This window comes from Enterococcus sp. 2STP (assembly GCF_032465635.1).
Classification (GTDB): Bacteria; Bacillota; Bacilli; order Lactobacillales; family Enterococcaceae; genus Enterococcus_B; species Enterococcus_B lactis.
The window spans coordinates 1-8,850 of sequence record NZ_JAWDJH010000002.1 but is presented as its reverse complement, the minus strand read 5'-3'; the positions used below and the strand labels follow the sequence as shown (position 1 = coordinate 8,850).

The window sequence follows — 8,850 nt, the reverse complement described above, 5'->3', positions numbered from 1 at the left end:
GTTTATAAGATCATAAAACGTATATTAGAGAGATTGTTTTACTAAATAAGTTTATTCAATTAGAATAAAATAAAAAAGGAGGTTGACTTATGAGAATCATGAAGAAAGCAATTGCTATTATAATCCCCCCTGTTCTGAGTTATTTTGTCGCTTTTTTAGGTTTGTTTATTTCCATTTATTTAAAATCCGTTTTTTTTGAACAACTATTTCCAAATCTGCAAGGAAACCAATTAGTTAGCTTGATACTTGATGTTTTCTTTTTTTTAATGATTAGTTTCTTTTTTGTAGTATTAACTAAGTTAATATATAAAGATATCAGAATATTAGGTTTTTCTAAAAAAGATTTCTTAAAAAAGTTTATCTTAGGGTATTTAATTGGAGGTCTCTTAATTGCTTTTATTGTATTCGGCTATGTATTAATTGGCGGAGCTGATTTCCAAGAAGTTTTTGCGAAATCTTCTTGGTCTACATTACTAATAAGCATGGTGTTTTATCTAGCTCAAGGATCACAAGAAGAAGTAATTAGCCGAGGATTTGTATTAGGTGGGATCGCGGAAAAAACTAATCTTTTATGGGGAGTGGTAGTAAGTAGTTTATTTTTTATGTTAATGCATCTGAGCAATGCAGGAGGATTTACGCTAGAGTTGATAGACTATTTTTTAATTGGTATGGTATGGGCTTTACTAAGAGTTCTATTTTCTAATACTTGGGTTGCAGCAGCTTCTCACGGTGCCTATAATTTTTTTATGTCGGACTTTTTTGGTTTAGCAAACTCTCCAAAAGATAGCGAAGGTATACTTTTCCAAACTATCTATCATAGCTCAATTGATTATATGAGCATAATCGTTTCTTTATTTGTTTTCATCATACTAGTTATATTGATATGGCGCAAAAGAGATATCTTTAATAAGCCATTACAATTGGAGTGAAATATTTTCTCAAAAAGCAATCTATGAAATTAAGGTTACGTATCAATTTGATAACGATAGGAAATGTTGATCGAAAAATCCAAGAAGTATTATATTGCAAAAATTCTCCCTCTCAATAGTTAAACTAACTTTTGAAAGGGAGAATTGTATAGATTACTTTTTGACAATATAAAAAAGAATAGTGATTTTTCTCTAACTATGAAATCCAAGGTTACGGATCACTGACCTTTTCAGTAACAATGTAAGTAAGATAAAGATTTATACTATTTTAAAACGTAAATGTAATCCATAATTAATTTCCCTTTATTTGTTTCTCCCATAACTGTTTTGCTACAGGGATATTGCCTAATTCCGTCATGTTAGAAGGTAATATAATGGTATTTGTTTGACTAGAAACTACCTCTTTAAATGCTTCTATTCCTAAATAAGATAAGGATACCTCATCGAGTTGACTATTTTTGATCGCTTCATTTAAGATTATTATTCTTTTTTTCTCTGCTTCAGTAATTTTTTCAATACGATCAGCTTCTGCCTCTGCGTCAATACGAATGCGCTTTGCTCTTGCTTCTGCGTCAATTTGGGTTTGTTGTGCCCTTGCTTGTGCATCAATGGTCATTTTAGATGCATTAGCTTCAGCATTAAGTACCGCAGATGATTTCTCACCTTCTGCACGAGTAATCATTGATTCTTTGTCTCTTGAAGCTGTTATCAATTTGTTCATTGATTCAACAATTTCTTTAGATACCTTTATCTCCCCAATATTGATTCGATCGATTGCCAAACCATAGCCAGAAGTAATATCTTTAATTGAAGCAAACAAAGAGGCATTAATTTCTTCAGTACCATTCAATACTTCATTTAGCTCCATTTTCCCGATAATTCCACGCAAATTCGATTGCGCATCTTGGATCATTGATACTACGGAATTTTCATTATCATAAACAAATGCTCGAACATCTGTAACATGATATTTGATAGCTTCGTCGATCTCAACCATTACATTATCTTTTGTAATAGCACTTTGAGGTTCTATTTCTAAAGGAATCTGTTTTAGCGATACTCTTTCGCGCACAGTATATAATATTGGAATAAGGAAATGTAATCCTGGCTCCAACGTTTTTACATACTTACCAAAACTTTCTACTACTTTTACTTCCCCTTGACGTACAACAACTGCAGTACTAGTCAATAACCAGATAAGAAAAGCTACAACAAATACTCCAACGATTATTTTCACAACCAACATTCTATATACCCTCTTCCGTTTACAAATAAACTATTATTCACTCTTGTAAGAAGCACACCGGACTGAACATCTATGATTTCTAGCATAGCATCCTTTTCAGGGACTCCTTCTATTACACGGTATTCTGTATAAGTACCATAAACACGAATAATACCTAAAAATTGATCAGTAGGTGAACGAAAGTACTTTCCTATGACCTTATTTTCTAAATAATCTGCCATATTCTCCTCCTTTCCTCTTATTATATATTAAATATTAAAAAAAAAATCCCAAAAAATTTAATATGGTCAGGATTAGAATTAAAAAAGTTAGAAAATTAGAAAGAATTGTTTAACAGAGATGGTAATAGAATAATACTGCAAAGCATTTATACATTGATGATAGCATGAAGATTTCCATACATATTCAATGCATGGACTTCTTAAACGCTATATACCCGTTTTCCTCAGTAACTATTCAAAAGTAAAAAAACAATAGATACACCTAATAGAAATTCTTTTTAATTTCCCATTTTTTCTCTCTATTTTTTTCCTCATCCAACCCTCCCTTATTTTAATTTGGCGCATCTTCAAAATTCCATTTTAATATACCACTATAGTTTCCTGTGTTGTCCGAAGGCTGTAGTTTCAAATGCAGTTTATCAGATAGATCGACTTTTGCATTCCCACTATCTTGCCAAATAATTTGTTCCGTAGAATTTAGATGAACTTCTTTTCCTTCATACGTAGTAAAAGACAATCGGTCATTAAGTTTGTTACCTTGGCTATTCATTAATGGGGTTTCTTCAGACAGTTTAATGGTCCATAAGCTCTTATCTAATTTGCTATTGTCTTCTACTTTAAAAATATTTCCTTCTTCTAGCGAAGAAACAGTATTCATGGATGGTATTTCTTTCACCCCAAAATTAATATCTTCAGGAAGTGTGAGTTGGGGACTTGGTTCTGTTTGAATCGTTCTTACTTCCTCTTGAGAAACACGGCCTTCTTCATCTTTTAAATAAAATGAGACTTGTTGACCCAACCATTTTTCTGGTGCTTTAAAATGGAAAGTACGATTCTTTACTGTTTCAGCCGCTTCAGAATATTTTTCCAAAGTTATTTCTTCTTTCCCACATTTAGCCATCAAATAAATCTTTTCGTTAGCTTTATGTGAAAAATTAAACGTAATTTCTCTATCTTTAGTGAAGCGAGATACATATAAGGGATCTTCTTTATCTAGTAATTCAAATTGTATTGGCTCGCCTTTCTTATATCTATGAACAATCGTCTGTTCATCTGGTAAATAAATTCCTGTATCTTTGGAACTGTTTTTTATAGGATAATATCCTTTTATTTCAGGATAATCTTTTGAAACATCATACGGAGTGGTGACGATTCCCTCTTTAACTAAAGGTGATTGTAAGATATTATCTTTCTCATCTAGAAAAGGAATGATTATTTTACCTTTGTAATTTACAGAACTTTTCCCTGATTGTTCTCCTAGTGGTTGATCATTGAGCAATGTCTTTATGTCGAATGATAATGGTAACTTTCCATCTTTAATCAGACCGATGTCTACAGGATAATCCATTCCTTTCCAGTTTAGTTTAATATCATATAGCAGCACCGTGTCATATAAACGTTTGTCATTTAAATTGTTTATCACTAAAGCGACATTACCGTTTGGTTCATTGCTTATTTTAAACAAGTCTGTTAAATCATCACCATTGAGATTAGTTACTTTTGCTTCCTTAAAAGAATATTGATGGGTCGAATAAATTTTTTGTAAATTAAAACGTAACTCCATTGATTTATTTTTTTCCCATTTTTCTATATTAGGAATCGTTTGCTGTGCGCTTAAATAAATGTCCTGATTTGCTTTCTCAAATGAAGAATCTACTCCGTAAGCTACAGGAAACTCTGGTTCAGCTAAAAAATCTGTTCTGTACTTTATCGAAGAAGTAGTTGAATCATTATTATGGATGACAAATTTTACGTTAGAAATTGGTTTTGTTGTTAGTTCCAAATCTTGCCTTGGATCAACTGCCCAAGCTCCTCCTCCTGTTGGGTTTTCAAAATATACCCAATAATCATCTGGCCCTCCATCCCAAACATCATATAAGATATTCGTAGGATTATTAGCATACAGCCCTTTGATCAAAGTTCCAGGAGATAAAAAACCGATATATTTATTTTGATTTAAGCCACTATAATTAAATGCAGTTTCCAATGTCAGAGGCTGATTATCCTCATCTAAAAAGTCATAAGTTACAATCATTTCTCCATAAATATAAATTCTTAAAAAATCATCTTTGGTTAAATAAATAGAGCCCCCATTTAAGTTTCCTTTATTTCGTTCCAAAGTTATTAGTAAATTTACTTTTTTCCCTTTATAAAATCCTACATTTTTTACTAATGCCTTACTTTTATTAGTGTTACGGTTGACTTCTATAAAGCTTGTATTAGCTTTCCCTTCTATTGGCTCTATTGAAAGATTATCGTTGTAATGCATTATAAAAGTGTTGTCTGCGGGTGTTTTTGCCTGATTTGCCCAATGGAAATATCCTAAATCTGTTAAAGGTCGCGGCGCTGCTTCTACTCCTTGAGATGTGAAAAACAAGAAGCCACTAAAAAATAGCAATAATAATATAACCTGCTTATTTTTTTTCATCTTGTTCACCTGCTAATAAAAATTTTTTTAGATAGTATAGTAGTATTAGGAGGCTTATACCAGTTATATTCATAAACCAGTTTTGTTTATCATTTGTTTTAGGTAACAATTGGTTATATTCTCTTGGCGCAATCTGATCTATCTTATCAGGTACAACTATTTTTTTCATAGGTACTACCTTATTAGTAGACTGGTAAAAAGTAATTCCTACCCTACTAGTTGTTTGATCATCAGCTGATGCAGACACTGGGATTGCTGCCCCAATCAGCAATCCCAGACAAATAATTGTTAAATTTTTTTTCATTTTTGTCTCCTTTCTACATCTTTTATACAATCATTTTTATAGAAAGTTATCCAAATCATCTATTATATATATGAATTATTCACACATTTTTTAAGATCGTTTCCCCACTTCACAATCTAAAAAAATGATTCAACTACTTTTATGGATTTTTTCGTCGTAACTTAGTAATATACCCAATTAAACTGATGATAATGATCAAACAAAGAACTAAAAGAATATAGAATAAAGAATGATCGTTATTTTCTTTATTTACTTCCACTGCCTCTTTGTTGAGCGTTTCGTCCTCTCCTTTGATTACGAATTCTTTATAGAGTGTCCATTTTTTATCTGAATCATCTTTTAACTGAATACTTAATTCATAGGTTCCTTTTTTCAGTGGCTCATTATTCAAATTAAAAGGAATCTGAAATTGTGTGCGTGGTGCAAAAGACACTTTTTGGTTGAATTCATGTAACGCTTCTTTTTCCCCTTTTTTCTTGATAACTGCATGTAGATCCATTTTGCTTTTAAGTACAGGCTCTGAATTTTCTAAATTGGCAAAAAGAGTCAAATAGCCATTCTCTAACCCGGGTTTAACCTTCGTTAAAGCAAATCCTGGTTCTACTTTTTTATCTGAACAAACTAGCTTTACACCGATTGTATATGCAAACTTATTCTTTAGACTAAAACCTTCATTTTTTTCTTCTTTTCCTTTTGTATCTTCATAGCAATAAAATCCTCCTAAAATGGTTCCTTCAAAACCTTTCTCTGGGATTTTCAATTGAAAGGTCACATCACGTTCCTCAGAAGGCTTCAATGTGATCGTCTGTGATTTAGAAATTAAATCCTGGAATACAGGTTTTCCCAATAACTTAGCCTCATGGTTAGAATAATCGATTGCTCCATTTTTATTGGTACAAGCATTATTGGCTTCTACCACTACTTTTATTTGTTTGGCAGTAGTGTTTTTCAATTTTAGTGATAAATCTTGTGTGGCGCCAGGTGTCACCTTTAGATCATAATAACTTGCTTCTGACTGCTGATTATCTGGTAAAATAGCTTGTGCATCAAAAGATACCTTGTTTGAATCTGCGAATATGTTTGTAGACAAATAGAATAAAGCAAAGAATACTATACCAACAAAAAAGAGGGGAAAGCTTCTCCCCCACCCTTTTCGGACATTATGCTGGAGCATCAGACAACACCCAAGTCAAGTCAGCTGTATAGCTTTGTGCCTCTACCCCAGCTCGTGGTACATGAAGCTTCACGTTTTCATTATGCCCATCTTTTCCTTCAAAAACTGCAGCAAAAGCTCCGGCTCCCTGTCCTTCTTTAGCAAGCATCACGTCTTGATAAGCTTCATTTAAATCAAAAGTTTGATTGGCTAATTTAGGAGCTTCAGAAGTATTATCTTTAGTTACTACCCGACCATTTGTCAAAGACATCTTCGCTCCAGTTAACTCTTTCCCATTTTCTCCAATAAATGGAGAAATGGTAACTCCCAATGTCCAGCCTTTTGCTCCTCCACGAGTATCGTTTACTTGTACATGCGGTTTTTTATTCAATGCATAGTAATCCGTATCTCCCTGTTGGATTTCTTGTTGGCCAAATGTGATATTAGATGCAAATGGAATCGATAAAGAACCAACGTCTCCTGTACTTGGATCATCATCGTGCGTGTCATCTGGCACAACTGGTGTGACATCTGTTCCAGATCCTTCCGTCAAAGTAACGTCTGTCTTATTAGTTGTCCCTGATATCATATCTGCAGAAACCATACTTCCCGAAGAAGTTACTGCTAACAAACCTAACGCAGCAGTTGTGATCATTGTTTTCTTCATTTTATAATTCCTCCTAAATAATAATAGATCTAATTTGATCTAAAATAATTTTGACATGTCCAGTACTTTTTATCTAGTTCAACTATTTTCCAAAATAAAGAAAAAATTAGAAAGCAAACTAGATGATCCATTCAAATAAGCTAGCTGTTTTTCATAAGAAAGCTAGCTTTTTTCTTTTTTTAATTGATAAATCGTTTTCTCGAACAAACGCCAGTTTCTTTCGGTAGGTATATTTTTCATTAACAGTAATGGCGTTTTTCCAGTGTCGATGTAGTAATTAGAAATAACCAAATCTACTTCAGATATATTTGTCCTGTAATCATAAAAAGCAAAAACATAAGAATGCCCAAAATACAAATTAATTTTATTCATTAACCATAACCGATGGGTATGGTGTAAATCATCTTGTATTAAAATCTTAATCGGTTTAACATTTGTTAAAAATAAATCATAATAATCTAACACATAATAATAATCCAAAAATAATTGTGCCCAGTTTTCTAATTTCTTCGATACGTCCAAATCCGCATTTGCTTGTAATTCTTTTTTGAGTTTTTCCATTATGTGATACACTCGAGGATCTTCTTCTTTCATTTCTTCGATATACGAACGATTAAAAAAAAGATCTGGATTACCATAAAATAGATAACTTCTTTCATGAAACGCAATAAAATTGAATATGAGTTCTGGATCCTTTATATCTAAAGAAAAACGGAACATGCTTTGTAAAACTTTCTCCAAATTCTTAACTGCTCGATAAGAACAAGTATTTTGTCGCTGATGTGCATATGCATGACTATTTTCATATATTGCATTTCCATCAATTACTCCAAAAGAATAAATTATTCGATAAAGGAAACACAGTTCATCGCTGTTAAAAGAAAGATTGATTTGTTTTGACCACTTCTTCAAAAGATTAAAATGCGGATCATCTGAGATAACTGATTTATATTCATTATCTACTCGTACTTTTCTAAATGAGCTTCTTTCTATGTTAATGGCTAACCAAAAAGAAAATACACGTTTTTGAAAAATAGTTAACGTAATATCATAAATCCCCTCAAAAGCAACTATATACTTCTCTATTTCCTTTTGTTCGATATGAAATGGCCACTTATCACTACTTTCACGTGTAGAATTCCAATAGAAATAATAAAAAAAGCTACGAATGTTTGCCTCTGATGCATTCAATTCTAACTGAAATGGATGAAATGCTATATGATATCGCCTAAAATAGGGAATTAAGAGCTTCGCATATCTGAAAACAGTAGATATACTAGTAAATTGCTCTTTAGCAAAATCTTTTAGAACACTTCTGGGATATCTATACATAAAATCAATCAAATGATAATTATAGGAAGCTTTATAAAAATGAAGATAAATATTATAAATAGGAAAATCTTTCTCTTTTTTTATGAAAAAGCGTTTATTATCTTCATTTTTCAGAAGGATATTCCCATTATATTGCTTAAATAAATCCTCTAGTTCTTCTATATAATGTAAGACTGACTTCTCCGTAACATTAAGTAAATTTCTAAGTTCTTCCATTGCACACCAATTGTCTTTTTCTAACAAATAATCTAATAAAACTACTTTTTTGAAAGATGTTTTAGTTAAAAAAGTTTGCATCATTTCACCTCAATAAGTTACTTTTGTTTATTTTAATCAAAGAATAAACTTCTCTCGCTCGACTATAACTGATCGAACAAAAGAAGCCTTTTAATAAATATAATCTCACTTACCTACATAGGCTAGTTATTTGCTTCTAGCTTATGATAAGTATATAAACGGATATCGATTTCATAATTGTTTTATCTTAAAATGTCCATTATAGCTGTAATTGTTTTCATTTTCACATGAAGAATTATTATAATCTAGTTTAATTTTTTTTCTGAAATATAG

8 protein-coding genes are annotated in these 8,850 nt (G+C 31.8%); 1 reads left to right on the top strand and 7 read right to left on the bottom strand.

The window, feature by feature from the left end; translation table 11 throughout:
- Positions 1–89 precede the first annotated feature (89 nt).
- Positions 90–929 (top strand): type II CAAX endopeptidase family protein, encoded by an 840-nt coding sequence (locus RWU19_RS00455; protein WP_316032178.1) that lies wholly within the window; start codon positions 90–92, stop codon positions 927–929.
- A gap of 292 nt (positions 930–1,221) precedes the next feature.
- Here the strand turns inward: RWU19_RS00455 and RWU19_RS00450 are convergent, their stop codons facing one another.
- The 7 genes from RWU19_RS00450 to RWU19_RS00420 form a co-directional block, all read right to left on the bottom strand.
- The gene (locus tag RWU19_RS00450; protein WP_002320350.1) at positions 1,222–2,175 is read right to left on the bottom strand and encodes an SPFH domain-containing protein; all 954 of its coding nucleotides are present in this window, start codon (positions 2,173–2,175) and stop codon (positions 1,222–1,224) included.
- Positions 2,163–2,396: a hypothetical protein gene (locus RWU19_RS00445; RefSeq protein WP_002320351.1), complete on the bottom strand. Its 234-nt coding sequence runs from the start codon at positions 2,394–2,396 to the stop codon at positions 2,163–2,165. Before RWU19_RS00445 ends, RWU19_RS00450 begins: the two co-directional genes overlap by 13 nt.
- Before the next feature lie 331 nt (positions 2,397–2,727).
- On the bottom strand, positions 2,728–4,824 hold the full coding sequence (locus tag RWU19_RS00440) for a hypothetical protein (RefSeq protein WP_316002609.1): 2,097 nt from the start codon (positions 4,822–4,824) through the stop codon (positions 2,728–2,730).
- Positions 4,811–5,128 (bottom strand): LPXTG cell wall anchor domain-containing protein, encoded by a 318-nt coding sequence (locus RWU19_RS00435; protein WP_123838269.1) that lies wholly within the window; start codon positions 5,126–5,128, stop codon positions 4,811–4,813. Before RWU19_RS00435 ends, RWU19_RS00440 begins: the two co-directional genes overlap by 14 nt.
- Positions 5,129–5,267: 139 nt before the next feature.
- On the bottom strand, positions 5,268–6,302 hold the full coding sequence (locus tag RWU19_RS00430) for a DUF916 and DUF3324 domain-containing protein (RefSeq protein ID WP_070770676.1): 1,035 nt from the start codon (positions 6,300–6,302) through the stop codon (positions 5,268–5,270).
- Entirely contained in the window at positions 6,289–6,948 is a 660-nt protein-coding gene (locus tag RWU19_RS00425; RefSeq protein ID WP_123838270.1) for a WxL domain-containing protein, read from the bottom strand. The genes RWU19_RS00430 and RWU19_RS00425 overlap by 14 nt, the downstream gene beginning before the upstream one ends.
- 162 nt (positions 6,949–7,110) lie before the next feature.
- Entirely contained in the window at positions 7,111–8,577 is a 1,467-nt protein-coding gene (locus RWU19_RS00420) for a helix-turn-helix domain-containing protein (protein ID WP_123853118.1), read from the bottom strand.
- Between the last annotated feature and the right edge of the window lie 273 nt (positions 8,578–8,850).